Here is a 24,727-nt window from a genome sequence, read left to right on the forward strand (position 1 = left end):
TTTCCCTTACCGCTCGAACGGGCGCGGGATCACCGAATTGAACACCGACTTTGCCGCAGACAGCACATCTTCGGCCACGTTGGTGCGCTCAGATCGCGGTGTGCCAGCAGCATCCGCTTGCAGATCCATCGGCTGCGGCGTCGGGATGTCACCAGGCGGACGAATGCGACGTACTTCGGGGCGTTCGGCCTGCGAGGGCATGGGATCGAGCTTCTCGACGCTTGGCGTCGCCACCACGATTGGCGGCGGCAGCTGCTGCATCGACGGAGGGGAAACAGTCCGCGCGGCTTCCTGCACCCGCGGCGCCTCCGGAGCGCGCGGGGTCTCAGCCGTACGGGCAGCTTCCTGGGGTCGCGGCTCGCTGCGGTTCAGGCGCTCGATGGCAGCACGGGCGAGATCGTTGGCGTCGCGGCGTTCATCGGCACTGGCATTTGCCGCCGGCGCGGTGCCCACGGTGGCAAGGACGGACGCAGGCGTCGCTGGAGCCGGCGCGGGCTTGGCCGCTGCCTTCTCGCGCAATGCCGGCTGATGGCGGCGCGGCTCGGGTGTCGTGGCCGCCTCGGGCTTTTCGATGCTGGCCTTCTCGACCACCGGCTTGTCGCCGGCCTTGGCCGGGGCCGATTCGGGCAGATTGGCGAGGTCGGCAGAATTCTCGGCGGGCTTGGCTGTCGCTGCCTTGGTGCCAGGCTTCGGCTCGGCAGGCGTCGATGCGACAGCCGCAGCGGGGCGATCCGGGCTCGCCTTCGGGATGATGTAGTGATTGACGATATAGGCACCCACGATCGTCGCCAGAATCGACGGCAAGATATCGATGGTGAACTTCGAGAGATACTTGTGCAACATGAACCGGCCTCTTCCCCAAGCTGCTTCATGCTAGGAATTTGAGGCTGATTCAGGGATCAATCGCGACGGATCGAAGGCAAAGTTCCAATCCGTCGCATTGAATTGTTTCAGGTCGTCCTCAGCAGGCTAAACACGATGAACCGGCAGCCGCTGGAGGCAGACAAGGTTAAGCTTTCTTAACCTCGACCTCGAGAAACACGATTTCCTTGTCGGTTTCATTCAGAACGTCATGCTCGACGCCTGCCTTGCGGAAATAGGATTTGCCGGTCGTGATCGGCGCCTGCGAACGGGTGCCGTCCGGCGCAACGATGGTCATCACGCTCGTGGTGATCGGAACGATCACATAGTCCATCCCATGGGTGTGGTGACCAGTCGCCGCGCCAGGCGCGAGTCGCCATTCGGTGACGCGAACTTCGGGCGTGTCCTGCTGAACGTCGGACTGGGCAGCGAGCATCGTCTCATTCTCCAAAGTGGTCACGGTACAAACACCATGAAGATGAATACCGCAAACACCACCAAGTGAACCAGCCCGAACAGGATGTTTGTGCGTCCGGTGCCAAAGGTCAGCATGCTCAGCACGAACGTCATCACCAGCAGCACCATCTTCTGCGCACTGAGACCGAGCACCAGTTCCTTGTTTAACGCATAGGCCGCCACCGCAACCGCAGGTATCGTCAGTCCGATAGTGGCGAGCGATGAGCCGAGTGCGAGGTTGATGCTCTTCTGCAGATCGTTGCCACGCGCGGCAGAAATGGCGGCGACGCTTTCCGGCAGCAAGATCAGCAGCGCCACGAGAATGCCGGCGAAAGCTTCCGGTGCACCGATCCGTTCGATACCGGCGTCCACCACCAGCGAGAATTTCTTCGCCAGCAGCACCACCGCCAGCAACGAGACCAGCAGCAAAACGGCGCTGACGGCAAGAAGACGGTTGGAAACATGCCCGCCTGCGGCACCTTCGCCACTTCCGTCTGCAACGAAGTAATCCTGATGTCGGATGGTCTGTGTGTAGAGAAACACCGCATAGAGCATGATGGTGGCGACGCTGACAAAAGCGAGCTGTGCGTTCGAGTAGAACGGTCCCGGAGTGGTCAGGGTGTAATTCGGCAGGATCAGCGTGATGGTCGCCATCACAATCAGTACGCTGAGATAAATATTCGACCCCGTGACCTGAAAATCCTGCTCTCGGTAACGCAACCCTCCAACGAGGATGCAGATGCCGACCAACCCGTTGCAAACGATCATCACCACCGCGAAGACAGTATCGCGCGCCAGCGTCGGGACGGCCTTGTCACCCAGCATGATGGAGGCGATCAGCGCCACCTCGATGATAGTCACGGCCAGTGTCAGCAACAGCGTGCCGAACGGTTCGCCGATCTTGTGTGCGATGACTTCGGCATGATGCACGGCGGCGAACACCGTGCCGAACAGGATGACCAGCAGAACAACCGCGAACACAATACCAGCAGTCGTCTCCGTGAATCCGATCCCGAGCGAAGGAATTGACGTCGCGATAAAAAGCAGAACGGCCAACGTGGGGAAAATCCAGGACGATCTGGGCATGGGATGTGCTGACATCAAGCAAGTGTCCTGATTGAAAACGGGTTCGGCAGCAAGCGACACGCCGCTATTGCAGACCCACAAAACCGATTGCGCGGCGGGATCATGCCGTCTCGCCAAACTGCATATGATGCGTATAGTTGCGTATCACCTGAAGGTGAGTTTGCAAGAAAGTGGGAGAGGAAGCGAGATGTTTTCACATGTCATGATCGGCACCAACGACCTCGAAGCCGCGAAGTCGTTTTATGACAAGCTGCTCGGCACGCTGGGCGTCCCGCCCGGCGCCGTCGATCGCCACCGGGTTTTCTGGCGGACCAAGACCGGTACCTTCTCGGTGTCGAAGCCGATCAATGGCGAGCCTGCTTGCGCTGCCAATGGCGGCACCATCGGCTTTCTCGCCAAATCGCAGGAAGAAGCCGATGCCTGGCACGCCGCCGGCATCGCCAATGGCGCCACCACCTGCGAAGAACCGCCGGGCATCCGCGAAGGCGGCGTGAAGCTTTATCTGGCCTATCTGCGCGACCCCGACGGCAACAAGCTGTGCGCGCTGTATCGCTTGCCAAAGGAAGACGCTGCGAGCTGACCTTTCAAACAAAAAACGCCCGGCTTGTAGCCGGGCGTTTTGATGAAGGTCATCAGGGTGGGACTTACATCGCCTTGACGATGTTCTCCGTCACCTTCTTCGCGTCGCCGAGCAGCATCATGGTGTTGTCGCGATAGAACAGCGGGTTATCGATGCCGGCATAGCCGGACGCCAGCGAGCGCTTGATGAACATCACGGTGCCGGCCTTCCACACCTGCAGCACCGGCATGCCGTAGATCGGCGAAGTCTTGTCGTCTTCCGCCGCCGGATTGGTGACGTCGTTGGCGCCGATCACGAAGGCGATGTCAGCCTGCGCGAATTCCGAATTGATGTCCTCGAGTTCGAACACCTCATCATAAGGCACGTTGGCTTCCGCCAGCAGCACGTTCATGTGGCCGGGCATACGGCCTGCCACCGGATGAATGGCGTATTTCACCTCGACGCCTTCCTTCTTCAGCGTGTCGGCCATTTCGCGCAGCGCGTGCTGGGCCTGTGCCACCGCCATGCCGTAGCCGGGGACGATGATCACCTTCTGCGCGTTCTTCATGATGAAGGCCGCATCTTCAGCCGAGCCGAGCTTGGCCGGCTTCTGTTCGCCCGAGCCGCCGCCAGCAGCGGCGGTCTCGCCGCCGAAGCCGCCGAGGATCACCGAGATGAACGAGCGGTTCATCGCGTGGCACATGATGTAGGACAGGATCGCGCCGGACGAGCCGACCAGCGCGCCGGTGATGATCAACGCCGAATTGCCCAGCGTGAAGCCGATGCCCGCGGCGGCCCAGCCCGAATAGGAGTTCAGCATCGAGATCACGACCGGCATGTCGGCGCCGCCGATCGGGATGATCAGCAGGGCGCCGAGCACCAGCGCGATGACGGTGATGACCCAGAAATCGACCGCCGAGCCGGACGTCACCAGACCATAGATGAAGAACAGCAGCGCGAGGCCGAGCGCGATATTGATGACGTGACGCGCCGGCAGGATGATCGGCGCGCCGCTCATGCGGCCGGAGAGCTTGGCGAATGCAATCACCGAACCGGTGAAGGTCAGCGCGCCGATGGCGACGCCGAGCGACATTTCGACGAGGCTGGCGCCGACGATCTTCTTGGTTACCGGATCGAGAATGCCGAAGGCTTCCGGCGCATAGAACGCGCCGGCGGCAACCAGCACCGCGGCCATGCCGACCAGCGAGTGGAAGGCCGCGACCAGTTCGGGCATCGAGGTCATCGGCACGCGCTTGGCGATGACGGCACCGATACTGCCACCGATGGCAATGCCGAGGATCACCAGGATCCAGCCGAGCGCATCGGCGGGCGGATGCGCGGCGAGCGTGGTGCCCACAGCGATGACCATGCCGGCCATGCCGAGGAAGTTACCCTGACGGCTGGACGCCGGGCTGGACAGCCCACGCAGCGACAAGATGAAGAGGATGCCCGCGACGAGGTAGAGCAGTGCGGCGAGATTGGCGTTCATCGGGCTGCCCTTACTTCTTTTTCTTCTGGTACATCGCAAGCATGCGCTGCGTGACCAGGAAGCCGCCGAAAATATTGACGCATGCAAAAATCAGCGCGACGAAGCCGAAGCCGCGCGCCAAGGCGCCGCCACTGCCGACCATATTGACGCCGACCGCGAGCAGTGCGCCGACCACGATCACCGAAGAGATCGCATTGGTCACCGACATCAGCGGCGTATGCAGCGCGGGCGTCACCGACCACACCACGAAATAGCCGACAAACACGGCAAGCACGAAGATCGAGAGCTGAAAGACGAACGGGCTGACCAGCGAGGCATGATCCATGGCAGCGCTCCTTAAGCGGTCTTCGGCTGAAAGTTCGGATGAATGACGGCGCCGTCCTTGGTCAAGGCCGTTGCCTTGACCAGTTCGTCGTCCCAGTTCACCGCGAGTGCCTTGGTCTCTTTGTTGACCAACGTTTCGATGAAGGAAAACAGGTTGCGCGCATAGAGGCTCGACGCGGAGGCGGCGACGCGGCCCGCGACATTAGTATAACCAACGATCTTGATGCCGTTGACGTCAACAACTTCGCCGGGCTTGGCACCTTCCACATTGCCGCCGCGTTCGACGGCGAGGTCGACCAGCACCGAACCGGGCTTCATGGACGCCACCATCTCGGCGGTGACCAGACGCGGCGCGGGCCGGCCCGGGATCAGCGCGGTGGTGATGATGATGTCCTGCTTCTTGATATGCTCGGCGGTGAGCGCGGCCTGCTTGGCCTGATATTCCTTGGACATTTCCTTGGCGTAGCCGCCGGCGGTCTGCGCGTTCTTGAACTCGTCGTCTTCCACGGCCAGGAATTTCGCGCCGAGGCTCTCGACCTGCTCTTTGGTGGCCGGGCGCACGTCCGTCGCGGTGACCACGGCGCCGAGGCGGCGCGCGGTCGCGATCGCCTGCAGGCCGGCGACGCCGACGCCCATGACGAATACCTTGGCGGCCGGAATGGTGCCGGCGGCTGTCATCATCATCGGGAAGGCGCGGCCGAAGCTTTCGGCGGCCTCGATGACAGCACGGTAGCCGGCGAGATTGGCCTGGCTCGACAGCACGTCCATCACCTGCGCACGGGTGATCCGCGGCATCAGCTCCATCGCGAAGGCCGACACGCCGGCATCCGCCATCGCCTTCAGTGCGGCGTCGTTGCCATAGGGGTCCATGATCGCGATCACCAGCGCACCGCGCTTGTAACCGGCGAGTTCGAACGCCTCGGGACGCTTCACCTTGATGACGATGTCGGCGTCCTTCACCGCATCGGCGCTGATGGTGGCGCCCACGGCCGTGTATTCCGAATCCGGCAGGCCGGACTTGATGCCGGCGCCAGGCTCAATCGCCACATCGACGCCGAGCGCCTTGAACTTCTTCACCGTGTCGGGCGAGATCGCCACGCGCGGTTCGGACGGATCGATTTCCTTGGCAACGGCAATCTTCATGGGGCCTCCGGCGGCGCAAGGCACGCGCGTGAGCAAACAGGACAGGACGCCACCCGAGTCGGGCGGCGCAATCGGCGATAGATCAGGTGAGGAAGATGCCCATCAGGGCCACGATGGCGATGACGCCGATGGTGCCCCACTTCACCAGCATGAGAAAGCCCTCATAGGTCTGCTCATGCGCCGGATAGTCGTTGCCATCGGCCGTGGTGTAAGCGACTTCGCTGTGATCGGACATCAGGGTCTCCTGCCTCGTACTTTCGTATGTTGCCACGGAATTAGCGCAATTGGATATGGAGAGCAACGGTTGCTGGCATACCACGGCAATCTTTGCATACCGCAGTGCATCAGGCCGGTGGATGACTGCACCTGCCTAATTTTTCGCCCTATCGAATTGATGCGAGGGGCTGCCTAACCCATCGCCTCAAGCTCATCGATCATCCCGGCGATAACCGACAACCCGCCATCCCAGAAGGTCGGGTCCTTGGCGTCGAGACCAAAGGGCTTCAGCAGTTCGGAATAGTGCTTGGTGCCACCGGCGGCGAGCATCGCGAGGTAGCGTTCCGCAAAACCTTCCTGGGCGTTCTCGTAGACCGCATAGAGCGAATTCACGAGGCAATCGCCGAAGGCATAGGCGTAGACGTAGAACGGCGAATGGATGAAGTGCGGGATGTACATCCAGAAGTTCTCGTAACCCGGTTTGATCTCGATCGCCGGCCCAAGGCTTTCAGTCTGCACGCTGAGCCAGAGTTCGCCAAGCCGCTGCGCGGTGAGTTCGCCGTGGCGACGCTCGGTGTGAACAGCGCGCTCGAATGAATAGAACGCGATCTGCCGCACCACCGTGTTGATCATGTCCTCGACCTTTCCCGCCAGCAGCGCCTGACGCTGCTTGGCGCTCTTGGTCTGCGACAGCAGCCGTTTGAAGGTCAGCATCTCGCCGAACACGCTGGCGGTTTCGGCCAGCGTCAACGGCGTCGGCGCCATCAGCGCACCGTTGCGGGCGGCGAGCACCTGATGCACGCCATGGCCGAGTTCGTGGGCGAGCGTCATCACGTCGCGCGGCTTGCCCTGATAGTTCATCAACACATAGGGATGTGCCGACGGCGTGGTCGGATGCGAGAACGCTCCGGGCGCCTTGCCCGGGCGCACCGGCGCATCGATCCAGCGATCGGTGAAGAAGCGCTTGGCGATATTGGCCATGTCGGGTGAAAACGCGCCATAGGCGGTCAGCACCATGTCCTGCGCGTCCGACCATGGAATCGTGCCGGTCGGTGCGAATGGCAGCGGCGCGTTGCGGTCCCAATGGGCGAGCTTCTTCTTGCCGAACCAGCGCGCCTTCAATTGATAATAGCGATGCGACAGCCGCGGATAGGCCGCGCACACCGATGATACTAGTGCGTCCACCACTTCGCGCTCGACGCGATTGTTGAGATGGCGGGAATCCGCAATATCCTGGAAACCGCGCCAGCGGTCGGAGATTTCCTTGTCCTTGGCCAGCGTGTTGGTGATCAGCGCAAAGGTGCGCTCATTGGCCTTGAAGGTTTTCGCCAGCGCTTGCCCGGCCGCCTTGCGCTTGGCCGGCGCGCGGTCCTGCAGCATGGTCAACGTTGGCTCGATCGCCAACTCCTTGCCGCCGAGCTTGAAGCGAAGCCCCGCGATTGTCTGATCAAACAGGCGGTTGAAGGCGCCATAACCGGTCTGGGACTTTTCGTGAAACAGCTGCTCGACGCGGTCCTCGAGCTGATAGGGCTTGTCCTTGCGGCTGTCTTCGATCCACGGCCGGTAGTGGCCGAGCTCGGGCGTCTGCATCGCCTGTTCGATGACGGCATCATCGATACGGTTGAGTTCGAGACCGAAGAAGAGGAGATGCACCGACGCCGCGGTGATGCGCTCGGAGACGTCGCCGTAGAATTTCGAAATCGCAGGATCGACGCTGTCGCCGGCATGGACGAGACCGGCATAGGAGCCGAGCCGGCCGGCGAGATCGTCGATCGCTTCAAAGCGCTTCACGGCACCGGCGAGCCAGACACCGCCGCCCGGCTTGGCAGTCTCTTCCGCGAGCTTGCCTTTATAGTCTGCCTCGAAGGCCGCGCATTCGGCGTCGATCTTGTCCAGATCCCCGGCAATCTCTGGCGCATCGATCGCCGTATAGAGATCCGCGAGATTCCATTCCGGCAGCTTGCCCCCTGCTTGCGATTTGGCCGATGATTTCGACGCCACCTTGCGCACCGCCTTTTTGGCCGGGGCGGATTTACGCGAAACAGTTTTGCGGGAAGCGGTCTTTCGAGAAGGCTTGGCGGTCCGGGCAGTCGCAGATTTCGTCATGAATACTTTCGGTTAGGATGCAGCCGTCACACGAAAGCAGCGAGCTGCGGAGCGAAATGGACAAGCAGTTCTTCGCCCTCGGTCATCAAGGGTTCGATCTCGTCATGAAGCATATGGCGAATCGTACACCACACCATGACAACCCGTGCGACAAGCCACCATCGCGTCCTGCGCAACGCAGTGCGGGCATGCGCGGCCACCAGCGGCAGGCTGCGATGCTCGAACAACAGGCGCCCGGTGCCGTCTTCGAGAATGTACCGGCCGCCGATCCGCGATACGCACACGTCGCAGGCCTGCTCCGGCTGCGGCCCCAACACGTAAAACTGCGCGTCGCCGTGTTCGGTCATGCCGGTGTCCCAGTCGTGACCGTGACGTCCAAGTTTGAGGGTCTCGGCGAGCGTGCAAAGCTCTGCCTCACTCCATGCGCCCTGCAACGACTTTGGCTGGAATGCGATGACGTTCATTTGGATGCTCCGAATAAAAGACGGTGCAATTCCGGCTCGTAATACACTAGTAAATGTCTGGCGAAGGCCGCAGGTTCCAGGCTGAGCGCAATAGCCCATGCTTCCATCGTTTCAGTGGGCACCCGGCTGAAGCCGTTCTCAACCTGCGAAATGAACGTGTAGTATTTGAGACCGAGCTTAGCGGCGAGATCGACCTGCGACAGGCCGGCCTCCGCACGGCGCGCCTTTAGCCAATCCCCCGCCTGTTTTCGCAACTGCCGCGCTTCCGGCAAGGCTTTGCCGCGCTGCGCTCCAGCGAAATTCTCTTGATTTTCGCCACGTTTCATGATTACGAAACTATCCAATATGAATTGAGAATCTGACGACTTCCTGTAGCACGACTATCGAGCTGCAAGAACGTTGCGGACGGGATGGAACAATACCCGACGGGACAACGATGGCCTTTACGGATCGCGACAGCATCGGGTGCAAGTATGCGCCTCCTGCCCCTCACCGGGTCAAGGAGCTGTTTGCCGCAAGCCTTCTACTGGCGCTGACCGCGGCACTGGCGTTGCGCGCATTTGTCTCGCTCGACGCGCTGGCGCCGATGGTCGCCACCCTGCTATTCGCACTTGCAGCATTGATGGCCGGCGGCGCGTCGCTTCCGCGAAGTCTCGCACGGCGCGCAACCTGGTTAGATGTCGCCGGCGTCCTGACCTTCATCGGGGTCGGAATCAGCATCTTCATTGAGCCCGACCAGATGGTTCGGCTCGTCACCCTCTCGGATCAACCCGAGTAACGGATCGGATCAACCGCGGGATCAAACCCGCATGTTTTTGCAAAGCACGACTTTTTAACAAGCACGTCCTGGCCCGGGCCCCTCTGGCAGTTCACCCGAACTGTGATGTCGGACTGGACGTTCATACGGAGAGGCCCACATGACAGAATTCTTCACCGCTGAAGCTATGACTGCACTTTTCCAGGTCGTGATGATCGACCTGGTCCTCGCCGGCGACAACGCCATCGTCATTGGCCTCGCCGCAGCCGGCCTCCCCAAGGAACAGCGCGGCAAGGCGATCCTGATCGGCATCATCGCCGCCACCATCCTGCGTATCGGCTTCGCCAGCGTCACCGTTCAACTGCTGCAGATCATCGGCCTGCTGCTGGCCGGCGGCATCCTCTTGCTGTGGGTGTGCTGGAAGATGTGGCGCGAATTGCGCGCCGGACATGAGCACGACCTCGACGCGCTCGAAAATCAGCTCAACACCGATGGTACGACCAACGGACCGCGCAAGACGCTCGGCCAGGCGATCTGGCAGATCACCGTCGCCGATGTGTCGATGTCGCTGGACAACGTGCTCGCGGTCGCGGGCGCAGCGCGCGAACATCCAGGCATCCTCATCTTCGGCCTGATGCTGTCGATCGCGCTGATGGGTCTCGCCGCCTCCGTCATCGCCAAGCTGCTGCAGAAGCATCGCTGGATCGCCTATGTCGGCCTCGCCATCATTCTCTATGTGGCGGGCGACATGATCTATCGCGGCGCCAGTGAAGTTTGGCCCTATGCGACGGCTTACCTCGCCCCGGTGTTATGAAAGCATTAAGGCTTTGATCGCCATGGTGGCTCAAATCGGGACATACCCGCTCTGGAGTTGCCGTGGCCGAACGAATCCTCATCGCCGATGACGACGCCGTCCAGCGCCGCCTCCTCGAAAACATGGTGCAGCGCTGCGGCTATGAGGCCATCACGGTCGATAGCGGCGATGCTGCCGTTGCCCGGTTGACCGATCCAGACGCGCCCGCCATCGACGCGCTGGTCCTCGACCTCATGATGCCCGGCCTCAATGGCATGGGCGTGCTCGAAAAGATCCGCGATCTCGGCCTCAGCATCCCCGTCATCGTCCAGACCGCCCATGGCGGTATCGAGAATGTTGTGTCCGCCATGCGTGCCGGCGCGCATGACTTCGTTGTCAAGCCTGTCGGCGTCGAGCGCCTGCAGGTGAGCTTGCGCAATGCGCTGAATACCAGCGCGTTGAAGGGCGAATTGCAACGCATCAAGCATAGCCGCGAAGGCAGGCTGACTTTCGCCGATATCGTCACCCGCAATGCGGGGATGGAGGCGCTTCTGCGCGTGGCGCGCAAGGCGGCGACTTCCACCATTCCCGTGCTGATCGAAGGCGAGTCCGGCGTTGGCAAGGAATTGATCGCGCGGGCCATCCATGGCTCGGGCGAGCGCAGCAGCAAGCCATTCGTCGCCGTCAATTGCGGTGCCATTCCCGACAATCTCGTGGAGTCGATCCTGTTCGGCCACGAGAAGGGCGCCTTTACCGGCGCCACCGACCGGCATCTCGGCAAGTTTGTCGAGGCTCACGGCGGCACGCTGTTTCTCGACGAAGTCGGCGAGCTGCCGCTATCGGCGCAGGTGAAGCTGCTGCGCGCGCTTCAGGAAGGTTCGGTCGAGGCCGTGGGCGGGCGCAAGCCCGTCAAGGTCGATGTCCGCATCATCTCGGCCACCAATCGCAAGCTGCTCGATCTCGTCAAAGCCGGGCAATTCCGGGAAGACCTGTTCTATCGCCTGCATGTGTTGCCGCTGACAGTGCCGCCGCTCCGGGCGCGCCGCGAGGACATTCCGTACCTGCTGCGGCATTTCCTGGCGCGCTTCTGCGCCGAGGAGAACAGGCCGATTACCAGTATCGCCGGCGACGCCATGACGATGCTCACGCAGCTCGACTGGCCGGGCAATATCCGGCAGCTGGAAAACGCCGTCTACCGCGCCGTGGTGATGAGCGAAGGTGATCAACTCGGACTGGCCGACTTCCCGCAAACAACCGCGCACGCACCATCGATCGTGGCATCGGCGGTCGCGCCACTGATTGTAGACCCCGTCTTCCACACGATGGCGCCGACCATGGTACCGGGCATCGACGCAGCCCCGATATCGCTCGCCGCTGGAAACCTGTCCATGCTGACAGCCGAGAACGAGGTAAGGGCACTGGAAGAGCTCGAATCCGAGATCATCCGCTTTGCCATTGCGCATTATCGCGGCCAGATGTCGGAAGTCGCACGGCGCCTGAAAATCGGCCGCTCGACACTCTACCGCAAGCTCGATGAGGCAGCGGAGAAAGATTCATCGATTGCGGATTCCGCACCGTCGAACTGAACTTCTCGCCTCGCACGCGATTGAACATGTTGTTGCGATCGCTATGGAACTTGAACCGTTGCGGTCTGGTGACACACAAAGTCAAAAGCATCGGTGAAACCCCGGTATGCGTTGCAAACCGGGGATGTTGAGGTCAGTTTGTTGTGACATGTCCGACAAGCGCTAGCGCTTGTGCCGGGCGCGTGTATCGTCTGCACAGAAAGAGCTCTGAATCGGAGCGAGCAGGCAAACAACGCGACTGCTTCAGCCGAAGCTGGTGACGTCAGACTAGAACTGTTCCATGGCGGAGCAGCTCACCTAATGAGGTGCGAGAATGCGAGACTATTCCAAGGGCCGTTCTGGATTCGACCACGTGCTGATGGCCGTGGCCGCGACATTCCTGACGGTCTCCGCTGGCGCCGCTGCCGCTGCCCAGAGCGCAGCGCCCCGCGACAGTGTCTCCGAACTCGCCATTGATGCGGCGGTCCCGCGCCCCGAACCCGCCAATGTTGCCCCGCCGACCGCTGCCGACTTCAAGGCCGACGCCCCGAAGGCCGAGACCACAGCGTCCGTGCCCGATGCTGGCAAGGCGTCCGAGAAGACCATCGGTTCGGTCTCGACCGATACGCCGAAGGCAACTGAGGCAGCCAAAGCGCCCGAGGATGTGAAGCCGAACGACGCCGCAACCGCGCCTGCCGCTGCAACACCGCCGGCAGCAACCGCCGTCGCACCGGCTGCCCCCGCCGCCGAGCCGGCCAAGGACGTCGCAAAGGAAGTCAGCAAGCCCGCAACCACCGTTGCATCCAGCGATCAGCCGGTGGCCGAGAAGCTGCGCGACATGTTCGGCGCCAAGTCCACGCGCTATTTCGACCGCAAGGGCGAGCGCGCCGCGGTCGAAAAGTTCTATACCGCACGCGACTTCGCTCCGATCTGGACCCAGGGCGGCGCAACGACCCCTGCCGCCAAGGGCGTCATTGCGCGCCTCAAGGACGCCGCGTCTGACGGCCTCGACGCTGCCGACTATCCCGTGCCGGATTTCGCCTCGGCGAATACGCCCGATGCGCTCGCCGAGGCGGAGCTGAAGCTCACCGCCAGCATGCTCGACTATGCCCGCCAGGCACAGAGCGGCCGCATGCACTGGTCGCAGGTGGCTGGCGACATCATGTATCCGGAGCATCCGACCGATCCGGCGGAAGTGCTCGCCAATATCTCGACGGCGAAGAATGCTTCGGCAGCCCTCGACGCCTACAACCCGCCGCACAAGGGCTATCAGGAGCTGAAGAAGAAGCTCGCTGAACTGCGCGGCGAAACCGCAACGCCAGTACAGCCCATCGGCGAGGGCCCGGCTCTGCGTTTCGCCAAGGCCACGAAGAAAAATCCGAACCCGACCGTGATGGACGACCCGCGCGTGCCCTTGCTGCGCGCACGCCTGAACGTCGAGAATCCGGCCGAGACCAAATACGACGCTGCCGTCGCCGACGCCGTCCGCAAGTATCAGGCCAGCAACGACCTGAAGGCCACCGGCGTGCTGGACGAGGCCACCGTGCGCGCGATGAATTCGCCGAAGCGTGATCGCCACATCGATACGGTGCTGGTCAACATGGAACGTTGGCGCTGGCTGCCGCGCCAGCTCGGCGCGTCCGCAGTCGGCAATGCCTATGTGATGCTGAACATCCCTGACTATACGCTGAAAGTGATGCAGAACGGTGCACAGGTCTGGACCACGCGCGTGGTCGTCGGCAAGCCGGGCAATCACGCCACGCCGCTGATGACCGAAACGATGAAGTACATCACGGTCAATCCGACCTGGAACGTGCCGCCGTCGATCATCTACAACGAATACCTGCCCGCCCTGCAGCAGGACCCAACGGTGCTTGACCGCATGGGCCTGAAGCTGACGCGCAATTCCGACGGCAGCATTCACATTGCGCAGCCCCCCGGTGAGGCCAACGCGCTGGGCCGCATCCGCTTCAACTTCCCGAACAAGTTCCTCGTCTATCAGCACGACACACCGGACAAGAACCTGTTCGGCCGCGACGAGCGCGCCTTCAGCCACGGCTGCATGCGCGTGCAGAATCCGGATCAATACGCCGCGACACTGCTGAACATCACGATGCCGAACGAGCACTACACGCCGGAGAAGGTTCGCGGCATGTATGGCCGCAGCGAGATCGACCTGAAATTCCCGACGCCGATCCCGGTGAACATCACTTACCAGACCGCCTTCGTCGATGACGCTGGCAAGCTGCAGCTGCGCAAGGACATCTACGGCCGTGACGCGCAGATGATGCAGTTGCTCCGTGGCGGCAAGAACAAGGATCTGGAGCAGGTCGTCGCCCGGGCCCAGCCGAGCTATTCGCGCCCGCGCGCAGATATCCCGCAGGGCGTGGCCTTCAACGACAACGGCTCGCGCATGGCCAGCAATGGCGGCCTGTCCTTCTTCGAGCGCCTGTTCGGCGGCGGTACGCCGACACCACAACCTGTTGCGCCCGGTCAGAAACCACGCCGGACGGTGACCCGCTAAGCGCGACGCCAGTCCTCAAAATTCGAAAGACTTATCAAGGGCTTCACCTTCCGGTGGAGCCCTTTTTATGTTTCGCCCTTTATCCAGATTAACCATCGTCCATCTGGAACCCGGCAGCGGGCTATTTTTCGCCATACTCAATAGGTTAAGTTTAATGGCTGGCTGAAAAGCCCGCTTGGGGGGATGGGTTGTAAATCTCGGTTAACCCTCCCGTTTTAAGAGTACGTTCACTCTCTGTCGCCGCATGGGGTAGCGAGAGAGTTGTCGACTTGGGTGGGTTCATACGTGCTGAGCGGTTTCGCACGCAAAACGAGATTGCGGACATCGCGCGCTGGCTTTCATGCCGGCCTCGCTTCAGTTCTGCTCATGGCAGGCGCCAGCTCCGTCCATAACGCCACCGCTCTCGACGAAACCCGCACCCTCTCTTTCCACCACACCCATTCAGGCGAAGACCTCACCGTCACGTTCAAGCGCAACGGCCGCTATGACGACGACGCGATGAAGAAGATCAACTACTTCCTCCGCGACTGGCGCAGCCAGGACCAGACCAACATGGATCGTCGCCTGTTCGACATCCTCTGGGAGGTCTATCGCGACGTCGACGGCAAGGCGCCGATCCAGATTATCTCCGCCTATCGCTCCCCCACCACCAACGCCATGCTCCGCCGCCGCTCGTCCGGCGTCGCTCGCGCCAGCCAGCATATGCTCGGCCACGCGATGGACTTCTTCATTCCCGGCGTGGCGCTGGAAAAGATCCGCTTTGCCGGTTTGCGCCTGCAGCGCGGCGGCGTTGGCTTCTATCCGACCTCCGGCTCGCCTTTCGTGCATCTCGACACCGGCAGCATCCGTCACTGGCCGCGCATGACGCATGACCAGCTGGCGCGCGTCTTCCCCGACGGCCGCACCGTGCATTTGCCGACCGACGGCCGTCCATTGGCTGGTTATCAGCTGGCAATGGCTGAGATCGAGAAGCGCGGCGATGGCGATAGTGCAGCTTTTGCCAAGAGCAAGCCGGGCTTGTTCGCCTCGCTGTTCCGTGGCGGCAAGTCGAATGACGACGAAGACGAGAGCGCAGCAGCCGCGATCGCACCCGCCAAGCCATCGCCTGTCGGCACGATGGCCGCCGCGATGCCTGCGAAACCGGTCGATACGAAGCAGGCCGAAACGAAGCTGGCTGAGGCGAAGTCTTCGGACCCCGTTCCGATGCCGCGCTCCAAGCCGGCCGCAGCGGCAACCTATCAGCTCGCATCGGCTGACACCGAGACCGTTCCGGTACCGCGCCCGAAGGCACCGATTCCGGCGCCCGCGGCCAAGGCCGACAACCGGCCGCAGACGCCGGCCGATATTATCAATGCCCGCGGCTTCTGGGATGATATGCCGGCGCCGAAACAGGCCACGCCGCAGCAGGTCGCCGCGATCACCGCACGGCAGGCCTTGGCCAATGTGGTAGATCCGCAGCCGGCCGCCACCGAGTCCAGCTTCGCCAAGGCGATGGCCTATGCGCCGCCGGCCAACTCGCCGGTTGACCGCGCTAATGTCGTTGCCGCCAGCGCGCCGATCCCACGCAGCATGCGTCCGGCCTCCGTGGCCAAGAACCCGATGGCGGTGAATAACATCACGACCGTGGTCGCGAAGGGCGCTCAGGGCCAGAACAGCACCGTCACCGTAGCGACCCGCCTGACCGCAGCAGTCATTCCCGACAACCATGTCTGGATGCGCGCAATGATCCTCGCGCCGAGCGCCACCACGTCGATGTCGGCCTCAGTGATGGGCGACGGCGACATGACCATCTTGCGCGCGCACTTCGTCAAGCCGCAGGCGGTGGTGGCGATGACTTTCTCGGATGATCCGCAGCTCGGTCTGGTCTGCGACCGCTTCACTGGCTCGGCAACGGCCTCGCTTGCGACGACTGCGTTTGTGATGCGCACGGCGTCGCTGCGCTAAGAGCGCGAATTTCTCAGACTATAATGGTGTCATGGCCGGGCTTGACCAGGCCATCCATCGCTATTTTTGTGGCTGGCTGGATGGATACGCGGGCCGTCTAGCGCGAAGACGCGCTTCGCGCTTTTGCCCGCGTATGACACCTGAGTGTTTGGCTTGAGTATTGGCGCGCTAAGCGCCTTACAGCATTCCCAAGGCCTGCAGGTAGGTCTCGAGGATTGTCTCCTGCTCGGCGCGCTCGTTGGCGTCCTGCTTGCGCATGCGGATGATGGTGCGCAGCGCCTTCACGTCGTAGCCGTTGCCTTTGGCTTCGCCATAGACGTCCTTGATGTCGTCAGAGATCGTCTTCTTTTCTTCTTCAAGGCGCTCGATACGCTCGACGATAGCCTTGAGCTGATCCTTGGCGAAAGAATGTGTCGCCTGATCGTCCAGCACGGACGCAGCAGAGGTGGCCATCGAAAACTCCTGGTGAACTGATGTTGCTTTAAGCGGATATGGGGTGGGTTTAGTGCGCAGCGTTATGCGCGCATTAATCTTAAGGAAATGACACTCAAGACCACGGCGCCTTGCGTCAAGGCGCCTTCGCGGTCATCCACAGTGCCCCCACAGCTTTGATTTCATGCCTCAAAAAGACGAGAAATAGTCAGTGCCCGCTGTGCACTTTCTTCATAGCCTCAATTTGTTCGGGTTTGGCCTCGACCTGATGCAGCGATTTCCAGGTCTCGTAAGGCATGCCGTAAATCGCTTCGCGGCTCTCATCCTTGGTCATCGCCACGCCCTTGGCGTCGGCAGCGTCCTTCAGCCAGTTTGACAGGCAGTTCCGACAGAAGCCGGCCAGATTCATCAGGTCGATATTCTGCACATCGGTGCGACCGCGCAAATGGTCTACCAGCCGGCGAAAGGCGGCGGCCTCGAGTTCGGTCTGGATCTTGTCGTCAATCGCCATGAATGGTCTCGCTGTTGCACCCGATACCGGCCTGTCGTCTTCATGTAACATGGGCGCTGTCACAGATTTTGCCATATCACAACGCAAACCGCCTGGCGGGACAGAATTGGTTCCGCGACCGTTGACAGGCCCGCCGGGTCAAGCGAAATCGTCAACGAATTGAGATAGCTTCGCCGCATGACCGCAAGAGATTCCCATTCCCGCCCCTTTCGACGCGTTCCCCTCGCCGGCCTGTTGCCGGTGCTGGCGGTGGCCCTGTCTTGCCTGTGGGCGAGCCCCGCGGCGGCTGATTTCCGGCTGTGCAACAACACCTCAAGCCGGGTCGGGATCGCGCTGGGCTACAAGGATGCCGAAGGCTGGACCACCGAGGGCTGGTGGAATGTCTCATCGCGAGCCTGCGAGACCTTACTGCGCGGAACCCTGGTTGCGCGGTATTATTATATCTACGCACTCGATTACGACCGGGGTGGTGAGTGGTCGGGTCAGGCCTTCATGTGCTCCCGCGACAAGGAATTCACTATCAAGGGCACCGAAAACTGCCTCGCACGCGGCTTTGACCGGACCGGTTTTTTTGAGGTCGACACCGGCGAACAGCGTGCCTGGACGGTGCAACTGACCGAAACCAACGAACAACCGCCGAAGCTGCCGGGCATTCCGGGGCCGACCGGACCGCCTCCGGGCGCACCCGGCGCGGGCTTCCCCGGTCTGCCCAACACGCCAGGTGGCGCGCCCCCGGGCGGGTCAACGACCCTGCCGCCATCAGTACCGCCGGGAGGCAAACAATGAGACGTCAACGCCGCATCAAGATTCTGGCCACGCTCGGCCCTGCCTCCTCCGACAGCGCGATGATCCGCAAGCTGTTCGAGGCTGGTGCCGACGTGTTCCGCATCAATATGAGCCACACGCCGCATGACAAGATGCGCGAGCTGGTGAAGACCATCCGCAATGTCGAGAGCAGCTACGGGCGCCCGATCGGCATTCTGGTCGATCTGCAGGGCCCGAAGCTGCGTGTCGGCGCCTTTGCCGAAGGCGGTGTGCAGCTCAAGAATGGCGAGAGCTTCGTGCTGGATTCCGATCCCGCGCCCGGCGACGCCACCCGCGTGCACCTGCCACATCCGGAAATTCTCGCTGCACTTCGCCCGGGCCATGCGCTGCTGATCGACGACGGCAAGCTGCGGCTGATTGCCGAGGAGACATCGAACGACCGCGCGGTGACGCGCGTGGTGGTCGGCGGCCGCATCTCCGACCGCAAGGGCGTCAGCCTGCCCGATACAGACCTGCCGGTGTCGGCCATGACGCCGAAGGACCGCCTGGATCTGGAAGCCGCACTCGAGACCGGCATCGACTGGATAGCCCTGTCCTTCGTGCAGCGCGCCGAAGACGTTCATGAGGCCAAGCGGCTGGTGCGCGGCCGCGCATCCATCATGTCGAAGATCGAGAAGCCGCAGGCGATCGACCGTCTCGATTCCATTCTGGAAGCGTCCGATGCGCTGATGGTGGCGCGCGGCGATCTCGGCGTCGAACTGCCGCTGGAACGGGTACCAAGTCTACAAAAGCGCATGACGCGCATGGCGCGCCGCGCCGGCAAACCGGTGGTGGTCGCTACGCAGATGCTGGAGTCGATGATCCAGAGCCCAGTGCCGACGCGCGCCGAAGTCTCCGACGTGGCAACGGCCATCTATGAAGGCGCGGACGCCGTCATGCTGTCGGCCGAATCCGCCGCTGGCAAATTCCCGGTCGAAGCCGTCTCGACGATGAACCGCATCGGCGAGGAAGTGGAGCGCGATCCGACCTATCGCACCGTACTGATGGCTCAGCGCCCCGAGCCCGAGCCTACCGCCGGTGACGCCATTGCGGACGCCGCACGACAGATCGCCGAAACGCTGGATCTGTCTGCGATCATTTGCTGGACCAGCTCAGGATCCACCGCCGTCCGCGTCGCTCGTGAACGGCCGAAGCCGCCGGTGGTCGCGATCACACCGAACCTCGCCGCCGGTCGCAAGCTGTCGGTCGTGTGGGGCGTACACTGTGTGGTGGCGGAGGACGCGAAGGACCTCGACGACATGGTCGATCGCGCCGGACGCATCGCCTTCCGTGACGGCTTCGCCAAAGCCGGCCAGCGCATTATCATCGTGGCTGGCGTACCGCTCGGCACACCAGGTGCGACCAACATGGTCCGCATCGCTTATGTCGGGCCAAACGACGCGGATATGTAGTTCACGGTTACACCCTCTCCTCGCGATGGCGGGAGAGATTGTATCCGCCACCTGAGGCTTAACCCACCAGCGTCGCGTCGAGCGTGATTTCTGCGTTCAGCACCTTCGACACCGGGCAGCCGGCCTTTGCCATGGCGGTGAGTTCGTCGAACTTCGCCTTGTCGGCGCCGGGAATAGAGGCCGAGAGCGTGAGGTGCACTTTGGTAATGGCGAAGCCGTCACCCTGCTTCTCCAGCGTCACGTCGGCCTTCGTCTCCATATTGTCAGCCTTGAAACCGGCTTCGCCGAGGATCAGAGACAGCGCCATTGTGAAGCAGGCCGCATGGGCGGCGCCGATCAGCTCTTCAGGATTGGAGCCCGGCTTGCCTTCGAAGCGGCTGGCGAAACCGTAGGGATAGTCGGCGAGCGCGCCGCTCTTGGTGGAAATCGATCCCTTGCCGTCCTTGATGCCACCTTGCCATTTGGCCGAACCGAAAGTCGTGGTCATGCAATTCTCCTCAATTTGGGTTGAAGTCGATCGAACGGGAGGTTAGCGCAAGGCGGCCTTCGGTTTTGTGTCAGCGGCCGAGATCATGCCCTCGATCTCCCTCATGATAAGATCAGGAGCAGCATTTTGCACCATGTGACCAACGTTCGGCAGCACGATTAGTTTGGCGCCCGGCACAGTTTTCGCAAAATGACGCGAATGAATCTCCGGCGATACGATGATGTCGACTGAGCCTGTGATCACCACGGTCGGAGCTTTGATATCGGCATAGCGCGATGCCTGCGCCACGACGGCGGATTTCAACGTTACCAGATCCCAGGCATTGGCGAGGAAGTTGCGCGGTCGCAGCACAAGTTGCGTCGCGGTCTGCGCGATATAGCCTTCCGGCATCGGCTGCGGCGCAAACACTGCGCCGCCGGCCATGCCCGTCAGGAAATAGCCAAGCGGCAGCGTGATCGTATAGGCCAGCAGCTTGCCTATGGCCGGAGTGGTGACGACCTCGTTATAGAGGCCAACGCCACCGGGCCAGGGATGAGTGACACCCGCCAGCATGACCAGTCCTGCGACACGCTGCGGATAGTCCAGCGCCATCAGCGCGCCCAATGCGCCGGCAAGCGAATGCACCACGACGATCGCCTGATCAACACCGAGTTTTTCGAGCGCCTCGTCGATCATCCTCGCCTGTATCGTCGGAGAAGAGTTCGACAGATCGTCACGCAAGCTCCAGCCAAAGCCAGGACGGTCGATCAGGATGACGCGGTGTTTTTCTGCCAGCATATTGCCGAGCGGCAGCCGCATGGTCTCCATGCTCGACGTGGCACCGTGGATGAGGACAATCGGCGGGCCGGATGCATCGCGCGATCCGATCTGCACCACATGCAGACGGCCGCCCGTAACATCGACAAGCTCACCCGTTGGGGGATATTTACACTCGAATACCAGCACGCCGACCTGCGTGGCCACGGCCAGCACGCATAGCACGGCCACCACAGTGACTGATATCATCGCCGATATCCGGGAAATTTTGTGCACGATCCAGCTACGCGGCGGTATCCTGAGGGTTTCGCGCCGCGCGCCATTTACGCGCTGACGCCAAGACGACCAATGCCCGGCAGTTTGATCGCGGGCCGGCGGATGTCGAGGCCGAATACGGCACCGAGCAGATTGAGTTCAAGCCCTTCGACCCAGCCTGCAGTGACTCCGAGATAGCCGCCCAGCGTGGCGCGCACGCCAGTCCCGGAGGGTGTCCAGCCAAAGGCATTGCCGGCATAGGGAAAATCCTTGCCGATGGCGGTGGGCGGCAATGCCACCCGCAATTCCGGCACGGCGGCAAGAACGGCCGCGACGAAGGTGTTGGAGTTCGGCCCGGGCCAGGCCCGATAGTCGCCGTAGGAGCGCCAGGAATAGCTGGCGATCGCCGCCTGAATCTTCGGGATCATCGCGGTGGCCGCGTCACCATCCGCGGCTGCGATAGCGGTCGGCACGTCGCCGAACCAGCGGCCGTCAGCGGCAAATCCATTCAGGCGAATGGGCTCGCCCCATGCCGTATAATCGTAGCGGGTGTAGCGCGACGCGCCCTTCTCCTTGAAGACGATCCAGCTATGGACCGCAAAGATACCGCGCCAGCGCACGGTCCGCGCCGCGAAGACGCGCACCAGTGCCTCGGGATGCGCGGTGGGCGGTGGCAACAGGCCGGCGCTTGAACGATCCCCGCTCTGCCAATCGACCGAGCGATCACCCATCCAGTATCTGGCTGCTGACACAACGATGGGAACGACGAGAAGCGCGAGCAGGACAATCACAAATTTTCTCACCGAGGAAAGGCCCGTGGAGGGAAGTAATATTGTGGATATGGGGGCAGTTTGCAGCTTTGCCACGGCGGCCGCGACGAATGGCCAGCAAGAACTGTCCACACTATCCACAGGAACGCATTCGTTCCCGCCCGGTTATCGCCATGATCAGGCGGCGGACTGACGCCATGATCTGAACTGGAGATAGTTCCATGACGCCCCGCCCCACCGATGCTGTGATCGACGAAATTATTTCTACCTGCAATGGCGACTTGCGCGGCGCGCTTAAGGCTTTGCTGATGGTCAACGAGCAACTGGAAGCGGAATTGCAGCAACTCTATGCCGCTTCACCCCAGTTCGGTGCTATCCGGCCCGGCAATAACGTCCTGCACTAGATCGACAGACGCACCTATTCTGGATCGTCCTTGTCTTCCGGCTCGTCTTTGTCGTCCACTTTCGGACACTGCGGAATGGTGGAACGCGCTAATCCGGAGCTGCAGCGATCTAGCCGGCGCGGCGCTGCGCTGACTTGCTCTGCTGGATATCTGCGTCATCACCTTCTGCAACTTCAGTGGAAGGTGGCGGCAACTGCATCAGGACGGCCTGTCCCGGCGAGGCGATCTCGATACCTTCTTCCTGGAAGCGGATTTTCATGCGGCGATTGAATTCGCGCTGCACCGCCCAGCGGCCAGAATCGGTACACCGGATCTGCCCGACGATCGTCGCCATCGAACCATCGACCTTGTCGACGCCCCACAATTCGAGATCGCTGCGGATTAGCGGCTTGAAAGCTGCCTCATTGCGCATCTGCTCGACGATGTCCTTCAGCAACTGGCCAGCGCGGTCGGTATCTTCCTTGTAAGCGACGCTGACGCTGACAGCCGCGTTGCCTGCACCGCGGCTGGCATTGGTGATGGTGGTCACCGCGCTGAAGGGAATGATGTGAACCGAACCATCGCCGGCACGCAGCCGGATGGTACGGATCGAGACGTTTTCGACGACACCCGACAGGCCCGACACCGTGACGTTGTCTCCGACCTGCACGGTGCTTTCCAGCAGCAGGAACAAGCCGGTAATCACGTCCTGCACCAGCTTCTGCGAACCGAAGCCGATGGCAATGCCGAGAATGCCGGCACCAGCAAGCAGCGGCGCGACATTGACACCGATCTCACTCAGCGCGGTGAGCGCAACCACCGCAATGATTACGCCGAGCAATGTCGTGCGCAGCATCGGCTGAAACGTGCGCAGACGCGCCGCGCGGGCGAAATGAGCGTCGCGCGTCAGCGCCGCAAGCTGCCGCTCCATCAGCGCATTGCTACCTTCCCACACAACCGCAGCGACAATGGCCGCGATGCCGACGGTGATGACAGCCGAGACGACCCGACTCCCGATCTGGCCGCCATAGAACCAGACAATGGCATTGACGCCCCACACTTCCAGCAAGGCAACGAGGCCGATCACCGCGATGATCGTTGCGACGACCTTGCGCAACAGGGGCAGATAACGATTGGCACGCGTCTCAAGACCCGGAAAGCGCTGCAGGATTTCCGGCTTGATGCGGAAACCGCGGTCAATGAGACTCAGTGCAATCATGGAGACGAGCCGGGCCACCAGCGCGACAATGACCGTGCCGACGATGTATCGCAGTAGCAATGAATAACCGTTCTGGATATTGAGCGCCCAGATGGTCCAAGCCGCCATCACGACGACGATCGCCAGCACATGCCAGAGACTGGCGAGGCGATTGCGCATCGCGCTCAGGAAGCCGGTAGCACCGATCGGCGCGCGGAGTGCATCGGCAACGGGCTTCCGGCACTGCAGGACGATGACGACGACAAACAGATGCACGACCAGCATCACGAGCTTGATCAGCGCAAAATGCGCCGAGCGATAGAGGCCCATCATCAGGGCGACATTGGCGATTGCGATGCCGGTGGCGCCGACGCCGACGATGCGACGCGTCCAGATTTCGAGATAGGCTGCGGTCTCCTCCTTCACCCTGAACAGCGCGAGCGGCCCAAACAACGCGCGCATCGCGCAGATGATGGCGCGCGCCACCACATAGCTGTTTACGATAGCAAGGATCGCGAGGCGCGTGATCCCGGCATCGCCGATCTGGGTGCCGAGCAGCAGCGATACCGTGCCGGTAAAGACGAAAATCGGAAACAATTCGAGGAGAAGACGCCCGACCACATAGGGAAGCCGCAGCAGCGATTGCCACGCCCGGGTCAGGCTGCGCCGCCGTTTGTTGAGATCAGGCGCCTCGGTGAAGTCGGCCGTGGACGACGGTGGATCGGCACGTTCGATGAGCGAGGACGGCGCACGGGCGACGAAAGGAATGCGCGCCTCAAGCGCGGCCTGCGGCTTGCGCAGCAGCCAAACCATGAGCCATTCCGCCGCCAGCGCACCGCCGAATACGACAACAAGCTTCCAGGCGATGTCGAACAGGAGATGATAGGTGGCGGGATCGTTCGCGCTGCGCTGTAGCCAGTACCATAGCGCCGGAAAGCGCGTGACCGATTGCACGGCTGTCGAGACCTCGCGTGTAATATCGCCGAGCTGATCGGAAATAGTCACGAGCAATTGCGCGCCAAGACTGTCGGCGTCGAGCGGAATGGCCGGTTTCTTCTCCGGCGATGCAAGTGTCGCCGTGGCGATCGCGCGCAGCGTATCGATCATTTCCTTGCGCTTGACGTCGTCTTGCAATGTGTCGAGCGCAGCCTTGGCCTGATCGGGGGACAGCGTCGAAGCTGCAGGCGCCGGCGGCGCATCGGCTTTCTGCGCCAGCGCAGGGCCGGTCACAGCAGCCATCGGTGCGGCCATCAACACACATAGCAAAGCGAATAGCGGAAATGACTTCGGCGCCAAAAGGTGTCCCTTCCTGTGGCTCGGAAAACGCCCTTTTCGCCCGTTTCCTGTGTCAGAAGTTTGATTCCCCGGCGACGATGTCTTGTTTTTCCATCGCGGGCAGCAGGGATGCATCAAAGCAGGGTGATGTTCCCAC

Annotated in this window: 25 protein-coding genes; 9 read left to right on the forward strand and 16 right to left on the reverse strand. The window is 62.0% G+C overall.

Going from position 1 to position 24,727, the window contains the following annotated elements; all coding sequences use genetic code 11:
* Window positions 1–6: 6 nt before the first annotated feature.
* From SFY93_RS28745 to SFY93_RS28755, 3 genes are all read right to left on the reverse strand, one after another.
* Window positions 7–843 carry a hypothetical protein gene (locus SFY93_RS28745; protein ID WP_320445495.1) on the reverse strand — a complete coding sequence of 279 codons (837 nt, stop codon included), beginning with the start codon at window positions 841–843 and terminating at the stop codon, window positions 7–9.
* A gap of 166 nt (window positions 844–1,009) precedes the next feature.
* Entirely contained in the window at window positions 1,010–1,297 is a 288-nt protein-coding gene (locus tag SFY93_RS28750) for a cupin domain-containing protein (protein WP_068730343.1), read from the reverse strand.
* 20 nt (window positions 1,298–1,317) lie between these two features.
* Window positions 1,318–2,418, reverse strand: coding sequence for a calcium:cation antiporter (locus tag SFY93_RS28755; RefSeq protein ID WP_320445496.1), 1,101 nt, complete (start codon window positions 2,416–2,418; stop codon window positions 1,318–1,320).
* A 172-nt stretch (window positions 2,419–2,590) separates the two neighbouring features.
* Between SFY93_RS28755 and SFY93_RS28760 the strand changes: the two genes are divergently transcribed.
* Window positions 2,591–2,983 (forward strand): VOC family protein, encoded by a 393-nt coding sequence (locus tag SFY93_RS28760; protein ID WP_089265890.1) that lies wholly within the window; start codon window positions 2,591–2,593, stop codon window positions 2,981–2,983.
* A gap of 64 nt (window positions 2,984–3,047) precedes the next feature.
* Here SFY93_RS28760 and SFY93_RS28765 read toward each other — a convergent pair whose 3' ends face one another.
* From SFY93_RS28765 to SFY93_RS28795, 7 genes are all read right to left on the reverse strand, one after another.
* A complete protein-coding gene (locus SFY93_RS28765; RefSeq protein ID WP_320445497.1) occupies window positions 3,048–4,451 on the reverse strand; it encodes an NAD(P)(+) transhydrogenase (Re/Si-specific) subunit beta in 1,404 nt (467 codons plus the stop codon).
* Between the two features lie 10 nt (window positions 4,452–4,461).
* Complete coding sequence (locus tag SFY93_RS28770; RefSeq protein ID WP_089265888.1) at window positions 4,462–4,776, reverse strand: proton-translocating transhydrogenase family protein; 315 nt, start codon at window positions 4,774–4,776, stop codon at window positions 4,462–4,464.
* An 11-nt stretch (window positions 4,777–4,787) separates the two neighbouring features.
* Window positions 4,788–5,918: a Re/Si-specific NAD(P)(+) transhydrogenase subunit alpha gene (locus SFY93_RS28775; protein ID WP_320445498.1), complete on the reverse strand. Its 1,131-nt coding sequence runs from the start codon at window positions 5,916–5,918 to the stop codon at window positions 4,788–4,790.
* 82 nt (window positions 5,919–6,000) lie between these two features.
* On the reverse strand, window positions 6,001–6,153 hold the full coding sequence (locus tag SFY93_RS28780) for an aa3-type cytochrome c oxidase subunit IV (protein WP_089265886.1): 153 nt from the start codon (window positions 6,151–6,153) through the stop codon (window positions 6,001–6,003).
* A 173-nt stretch (window positions 6,154–6,326) separates the two neighbouring features.
* The gene (locus SFY93_RS28785; RefSeq protein ID WP_320445499.1) at window positions 6,327–8,240 is read right to left on the reverse strand and encodes a M3 family oligoendopeptidase; all 1,914 of its coding nucleotides are present in this window, start codon (window positions 8,238–8,240) and stop codon (window positions 6,327–6,329) included.
* Between the two features lie 26 nt (window positions 8,241–8,266).
* Window positions 8,267–8,704, reverse strand: coding sequence for a hypothetical protein (locus SFY93_RS28790; protein WP_320445500.1), 438 nt, complete (start codon window positions 8,702–8,704; stop codon window positions 8,267–8,269).
* On the reverse strand, window positions 8,701–9,030 hold the full coding sequence (locus tag SFY93_RS28795) for a helix-turn-helix domain-containing protein (protein ID WP_320445501.1): 330 nt from the start codon (window positions 9,028–9,030) through the stop codon (window positions 8,701–8,703). Before SFY93_RS28795 ends, SFY93_RS28790 begins: the two co-directional genes overlap by 4 nt.
* Before the next feature lie 110 nt (window positions 9,031–9,140).
* Between SFY93_RS28795 and SFY93_RS28800 the strand changes: the two genes are divergently transcribed.
* The 5 genes from SFY93_RS28800 to SFY93_RS28820 all read left to right on the forward strand — a co-directional run bounded on the left by SFY93_RS28800 (window position 9,141) and on the right by SFY93_RS28820 (window position 16,287).
* Window positions 9,141–9,482 carry a hypothetical protein gene (locus tag SFY93_RS28800; RefSeq protein WP_320445502.1) on the forward strand — a complete coding sequence of 114 codons (342 nt, stop codon included), beginning with the start codon at window positions 9,141–9,143 and terminating at the stop codon, window positions 9,480–9,482.
* A gap of 139 nt (window positions 9,483–9,621) precedes the next feature.
* Window positions 9,622–10,275 carry a TerC family protein gene (locus SFY93_RS28805; RefSeq protein ID WP_320445503.1) on the forward strand — a complete coding sequence of 218 codons (654 nt, stop codon included), beginning with the start codon at window positions 9,622–9,624 and terminating at the stop codon, window positions 10,273–10,275.
* A 62-nt stretch (window positions 10,276–10,337) separates the two neighbouring features.
* Complete coding sequence (locus tag SFY93_RS28810; protein WP_320445504.1) at window positions 10,338–11,840, forward strand: sigma-54-dependent transcriptional regulator; 1,503 nt, start codon at window positions 10,338–10,340, stop codon at window positions 11,838–11,840.
* 313 nt (window positions 11,841–12,153) lie between these two features.
* The gene (locus tag SFY93_RS28815; protein ID WP_320445505.1) at window positions 12,154–14,343 is read left to right on the forward strand and encodes a L,D-transpeptidase family protein; all 2,190 of its coding nucleotides are present in this window, start codon (window positions 12,154–12,156) and stop codon (window positions 14,341–14,343) included.
* A gap of 285 nt (window positions 14,344–14,628) precedes the next feature.
* Window positions 14,629–16,287, forward strand: coding sequence for a peptidoglycan L,D-endopeptidase MepK (locus tag SFY93_RS28820; RefSeq protein ID WP_414717008.1), 1,659 nt, complete (start codon window positions 14,629–14,631; stop codon window positions 16,285–16,287).
* A gap of 177 nt (window positions 16,288–16,464) precedes the next feature.
* Here SFY93_RS28820 and SFY93_RS28825 read toward each other — a convergent pair whose 3' ends face one another.
* Window positions 16,465–16,740, reverse strand: a complete 276-nt coding sequence (locus SFY93_RS28825; RefSeq protein WP_068728829.1) for a DUF2312 domain-containing protein — start codon at window positions 16,738–16,740, stop codon at window positions 16,465–16,467.
* A 187-nt stretch (window positions 16,741–16,927) separates the two neighbouring features.
* The gene (locus tag SFY93_RS28830; RefSeq protein WP_320445507.1) at window positions 16,928–17,230 is read right to left on the reverse strand and encodes a DUF1244 domain-containing protein; all 303 of its coding nucleotides are present in this window, start codon (window positions 17,228–17,230) and stop codon (window positions 16,928–16,930) included.
* 177 nt (window positions 17,231–17,407) lie between these two features.
* Between SFY93_RS28830 and SFY93_RS28835 the strand changes: the two genes are divergently transcribed.
* On the forward strand, window positions 17,408–18,016 hold the full coding sequence (locus SFY93_RS28835) for a DUF1036 domain-containing protein (RefSeq protein ID WP_320445508.1): 609 nt from the start codon (window positions 17,408–17,410) through the stop codon (window positions 18,014–18,016).
* Complete coding sequence (gene pyk / locus SFY93_RS28840; RefSeq protein ID WP_068728836.1) at window positions 18,013–19,446, forward strand: pyruvate kinase; 1,434 nt, start codon at window positions 18,013–18,015, stop codon at window positions 19,444–19,446. The genes SFY93_RS28835 and pyk overlap by 4 nt, the downstream gene beginning before the upstream one ends.
* A 58-nt stretch (window positions 19,447–19,504) precedes the next feature.
* Here the strand turns inward: pyk and SFY93_RS28845 are convergent, their stop codons facing one another.
* The 3 genes from SFY93_RS28845 to SFY93_RS28855 all read right to left on the reverse strand — a co-directional run bounded on the left by SFY93_RS28845 (window position 19,505) and on the right by SFY93_RS28855 (window position 21,735).
* Window positions 19,505–19,933, reverse strand: a complete 429-nt coding sequence (locus tag SFY93_RS28845; RefSeq protein ID WP_093757146.1) for an OsmC family protein — start codon at window positions 19,931–19,933, stop codon at window positions 19,505–19,507.
* Window positions 19,934–19,975: 42 nt separating this feature from the next.
* Window positions 19,976–20,938: an alpha/beta fold hydrolase gene (locus SFY93_RS28850; RefSeq protein WP_320445509.1), complete on the reverse strand. Its 963-nt coding sequence runs from the start codon at window positions 20,936–20,938 to the stop codon at window positions 19,976–19,978.
* Between the two features lie 74 nt (window positions 20,939–21,012).
* The gene (locus tag SFY93_RS28855; RefSeq protein WP_320445510.1) at window positions 21,013–21,735 is read right to left on the reverse strand and encodes a DUF3750 domain-containing protein; all 723 of its coding nucleotides are present in this window, start codon (window positions 21,733–21,735) and stop codon (window positions 21,013–21,015) included.
* 200 nt (window positions 21,736–21,935) lie between these two features.
* Here SFY93_RS28855 and SFY93_RS28860 point away from each other — a divergent pair, with 200 nt between their 5' ends.
* Complete coding sequence (locus SFY93_RS28860) at window positions 21,936–22,118, forward strand: hypothetical protein (protein WP_231079223.1); 183 nt, start codon at window positions 21,936–21,938, stop codon at window positions 22,116–22,118.
* A 109-nt stretch (window positions 22,119–22,227) separates the two neighbouring features.
* Here SFY93_RS28860 and SFY93_RS28865 read toward each other — a convergent pair whose 3' ends face one another.
* Window positions 22,228–24,534 carry a mechanosensitive ion channel domain-containing protein gene (locus SFY93_RS28865; protein ID WP_320445511.1) on the reverse strand — a complete coding sequence of 769 codons (2,307 nt, stop codon included), beginning with the start codon at window positions 24,532–24,534 and terminating at the stop codon, window positions 22,228–22,230.
* Window positions 24,535–24,727 lie beyond the last annotated feature (193 nt).

Source organism: Tardiphaga sp. 42S5 (assembly GCF_034044155.1).
In the GTDB taxonomy this organism is placed as follows: domain Bacteria; phylum Pseudomonadota; class Alphaproteobacteria; order Rhizobiales; family Xanthobacteraceae; genus Tardiphaga; species Tardiphaga robiniae.

Bases quoted from the DNA above. Each gene is read 5' to 3' on its own strand.
- SFY93_RS28745 (WP_320445495.1), bottom strand. From the start codon at position 843: ATGTTGCACAAGTATCTCTCGAAGTTCACCATCGATATCTTGCCGTCG.
- SFY93_RS28750 (WP_068730343.1), bottom strand. From the start codon at position 1,297: ATGCTCGCTGCCCAGTCCGACGTTCAGCAGGACACGCCCGAAGTTCGC.
- SFY93_RS28755 (WP_320445496.1), bottom strand. From the start codon at position 2,418: ATGTCAGCACATCCCATGCCCAGATCGTCCTGGATTTTCCCCACGTTG.
- SFY93_RS28760 (WP_089265890.1), top strand. From the start codon at position 2,591: ATGTTTTCACATGTCATGATCGGCACCAACGACCTCGAAGCCGCGAAG.
- SFY93_RS28765 (WP_320445497.1), bottom strand. From the start codon at position 4,451: ATGAACGCCAATCTCGCCGCACTGCTCTACCTCGTCGCGGGCATCCTC.
- SFY93_RS28770 (WP_089265888.1), bottom strand. From the start codon at position 4,776: ATGGATCATGCCTCGCTGGTCAGCCCGTTCGTCTTTCAGCTCTCGATC.
- SFY93_RS28775 (WP_320445498.1), bottom strand. From the start codon at position 5,918: ATGAAGATTGCCGTTGCCAAGGAAATCGATCCGTCCGAACCGCGCGTG.
- SFY93_RS28780 (WP_089265886.1), bottom strand. From the start codon at position 6,153: ATGTCCGATCACAGCGAAGTCGCTTACACCACGGCCGATGGCAACGAC.
- SFY93_RS28785 (WP_320445499.1), bottom strand. From the start codon at position 8,240: ATGACGAAATCTGCGACTGCCCGGACCGCCAAGCCTTCTCGAAAGACC.
- SFY93_RS28790 (WP_320445500.1), bottom strand. From the start codon at position 8,704: ATGAACGTCATCGCATTCCAGCCAAAGTCGTTGCAGGGCGCATGGAGT.
- SFY93_RS28795 (WP_320445501.1), bottom strand. From the start codon at position 9,030: ATGAAACGTGGCGAAAATCAAGAGAATTTCGCTGGAGCGCAGCGCGGC.
- SFY93_RS28800 (WP_320445502.1), top strand. From the start codon at position 9,141: ATGGCCTTTACGGATCGCGACAGCATCGGGTGCAAGTATGCGCCTCCT.
- SFY93_RS28805 (WP_320445503.1), top strand. From the start codon at position 9,622: ATGACAGAATTCTTCACCGCTGAAGCTATGACTGCACTTTTCCAGGTC.
- SFY93_RS28815 (WP_320445505.1), top strand. From the start codon at position 12,154: ATGCGAGACTATTCCAAGGGCCGTTCTGGATTCGACCACGTGCTGATG.
- SFY93_RS28825 (WP_068728829.1), bottom strand. From the start codon at position 16,740: ATGGCCACCTCTGCTGCGTCCGTGCTGGACGATCAGGCGACACATTCT.
- SFY93_RS28830 (WP_320445507.1), bottom strand. From the start codon at position 17,230: ATGGCGATTGACGACAAGATCCAGACCGAACTCGAGGCCGCCGCCTTT.
- SFY93_RS28835 (WP_320445508.1), top strand. From the start codon at position 17,408: ATGACCGCAAGAGATTCCCATTCCCGCCCCTTTCGACGCGTTCCCCTC.
- pyk (WP_068728836.1), top strand. From the start codon at position 18,013: ATGAGACGTCAACGCCGCATCAAGATTCTGGCCACGCTCGGCCCTGCC.
- SFY93_RS28845 (WP_093757146.1), bottom strand. From the start codon at position 19,933: ATGACCACGACTTTCGGTTCGGCCAAATGGCAAGGTGGCATCAAGGAC.
- SFY93_RS28850 (WP_320445509.1), bottom strand. From the start codon at position 20,938: ATGATATCAGTCACTGTGGTGGCCGTGCTATGCGTGCTGGCCGTGGCC.
- SFY93_RS28860 (WP_231079223.1), top strand. From the start codon at position 21,936: ATGACGCCCCGCCCCACCGATGCTGTGATCGACGAAATTATTTCTACC.
- SFY93_RS28865 (WP_320445511.1), bottom strand. From the start codon at position 24,534: ATGGCTGCTGTGACCGGCCCTGCGCTGGCGCAGAAAGCCGATGCGCCG.